Raw genomic sequence first — 2745 nt, 5'->3', positions numbered from 1 at the left:
CTTCTTTTCGCAACACTAAGGTAAGTGAAAATTCTGACATGGCAAAATCCTGGGCAACTTTTTGTTGCTCAGGCACTTATAAATAATGTTAAACTATAGTGTTGCGGAATTAAGGTTTACTATAATGTATTGGTAAATAATCTAATTTTTTTCTAATATATAAAAGGGGCATTACTTGATAATTACCTTACTTGATAACCACCTTCTTGCCACCAATGATATTCAATCCCTTTTGAGGAGCACGCAATTTCATACCCTGAAGATTGTAAACTGCATTGTCTTTGTCTGCTTTGTCAACTACAAGTTGCTGTACACCATTTGATGTATTTTCTGTGTATTGATAAGAAACGGATGTCTGATCTGCATTCAACAAAGATGTGTAGGTATATTTACCGTCAGCTGACAGAACAGTACCTGTTGTATATTGCTCAGCAGAACCGGCTGTCAAACCTGTAGCAGAAGCCATATCAGCAGTAAACTTCAATGGTGTAGAAAGAGTAGAAGGAGAATAAACATCTTTTCTGCTTGCTACGCCACCATACACGCTCAACTGAGTGCCATCAATAGCAAAGCCTGAGAACTTCTCCTCGTTATCATTACCAGCAGACTTCTCGTCATAACCTGAAGCCAAAGCCTTCTGTACAGAAAGATCGCTCTTCTTCAAGCTGACGAAGAAAATATCTGTATTACCTACAGCCTTAACGTTGGTATCGAATGGGAAGGTCTGGAAAAAGCTACCACCAATATAAAGGTCATCGCCCTTGACAGTCAAAGAAGCAACTCCTGGCTCTACCAAGCTGGAAGCACCAGAAACCCATCCATACTTACCATCATAAACCTTAGCTGAACTTGTGTTATTTCCCAAATTAACGCTTGCTACATAGAAGGCATTAATACCACCTGCGTATTTAAAAGAAGGCTCATCTTTCACCTCGCCATTTACTTGAAGGGCAGCCTTAGAACAAAATCCATTCACAGAGGCAACCAGATACAGGTTTGAACCATCGCTGGCCATCTTGGCTGACTTGGCATCAATTCCCATATATGAAGCATCTGTATAGTTACCTTTACCACCGAATACAACAGGGAAAGCCTTAGCCTGCATGGTCTCTGCATCCAATTCCACTGCTACGAAATCGGCATCAGAACCAATACCCATTCCATAGTTACTTAAATTCCAAGTACCAGAAGTAACCTTGGCATCACCCGCAGCATTAGACAAGACATCGGTAAAGATCAAACCAGCATACAATTTGCCGTCAGCAATAGCCAAACTATTCAATTTGCAATATACCTTGTCTCCCTGAGAGTATTGATCAAACTTCTCAACCATTTCGGCATTAGGAGTAGAAACAAAGGCATAAGCTGCCATCCTTCCTTGCTGATATGTGCAACAAAGGCATTAGTCTTTTCAGCATTTTCAGATTTCTTACCAGTTAATGAAATACCACCCAAAGTAATCTTCTCATTGAAATCACCACCAATATAAACACCACCTTCATTATCAGCAAGAATAGCATTGATGATACTACCACTCTTGATATCTACCTTCCAAGTAGGACTGTTAGGCAATTTAGGAGAAGACATAGCAACAAAAGAACCTAAAGACTGACCATTGATCATAGTACTTGTCACAACGACATTACCCTCTGAGGTAACAGCCATAGGAGTAGCAATCTGGGAATAACCCTTCATAATAACATTGTCAAACTTCAATTCTCCTTGAGATTGAGAATTCTGAGCTGAAACATGTGAAACAGAACAAAACAGCAAAGCAGCCGCGAATAGTGTAGAAAATTTCATACGCTAATGTTGTTAAAAATAAAAAAATCCGATTTCTCGGGATACAATTCTCTCTCTTTCCTGCTCAATAGAATGTGAAAACAAATATTGATAAGGAAATTGCTACAAAGTTAAAAAATATATTAGAAATAAAAGCATAAAAATGCAATTTTCTTTAAAAAAAGTAAGAAAAATAACAATATATGCTTAAATAACAGGAATTAAGAGAAAATTATCACAAAAAAACAAACATAATAAAAAATTATAATAATAAAAATCGTCAGAATACCCATAAAAAGAAGAGAAACTGAGAAAATCTGCATAATCCTTTTCGAGTTCATAAGAGCAGAAATCTGCGACATCCTCCCAGACCGACAGGTCTAAAATCTGCGAAATAAAGAAATGGCAGAAAAAAGAAGAAAATCTGTGTGAATCCGTGAAATCTGTGGGACTAAAATAATCAATGAGAAAAAATCTGCGTCATCTGCGAAATCTGCGTGACAAACTAATATCCAGCGAGAAGAAAAAAAACAGCGAAGAAGAAAAAGATCCGCGGGAAGAAAAACAAAAAAGCCTCAGAAATCTTTCGAAATCTGAGGCTCTTCATTGAAAGGAGGCGGCGACCTACTCTCCCGCATTGCATTGCAGTACCATCGGCGCAAGTGGGCTTAACTTCTCTGTTCGGAATGGGAAGAGGTGGAACCCCACCGCAATAACCACCTGATAATGGGTTATGACGTATTTGCACACAAGCAAAACAATAATGAACTCAACATACAGTTGAAACTATGAACTTATTTAAAGAAAGTGTTCGGGCAATTAGTAATGCTCGGCTTTGACATCACTGTCTTTACACCTGCATCCTATCAACGTCATCGTCTATGACGACCCTCTATGGAGTTCTCATCTTGCGGCTGGCTTCGCACTTAGATGCTTTCAGCGCTTATCCAATCCAGACTCAGA

General features: G+C 38.7%; 2 protein-coding genes and 2 rRNA genes. All 4 read right to left on the bottom strand.

Annotated features, from left to right (window positions below; genetic code table 11):
* Positions 1-187 precede the first annotated feature (187 nt).
* Positions 188-1372: a hypothetical protein gene (locus EXN75_RS17150; protein ID WP_134844733.1), complete on the bottom strand. Its 1185-nt coding sequence runs from the start codon at positions 1370-1372 to the stop codon at positions 188-190.
* Entirely contained in the window at positions 1279-1803 is a 525-nt protein-coding gene (locus tag EXN75_RS17145; RefSeq protein ID WP_134844732.1) for a hypothetical protein, read from the bottom strand. Before EXN75_RS17145 ends, EXN75_RS17150 begins: the two co-directional genes overlap by 94 nt.
* Before the next feature lie 590 nt (positions 1804-2393).
* Positions 2394-2506, bottom strand: a 5S ribosomal RNA gene (gene rrf / locus EXN75_RS17140).
* 75 nt (positions 2507-2581) lie between these two features.
* A 23S ribosomal RNA gene (locus tag EXN75_RS17135) occupies positions 2582-2745 on the bottom strand; the annotation flags it as partial.

Origin of the sequence: Segatella hominis (genome assembly GCF_004535825.1) — a bacterium.
Classification (GTDB): Bacteria; Bacteroidota; Bacteroidia; order Bacteroidales; family Bacteroidaceae; genus Prevotella; species Prevotella hominis.
The sequence above is the reverse complement of the archived record's forward strand: the minus strand, read 5'-3'. Positions and strand labels throughout refer to the sequence as shown.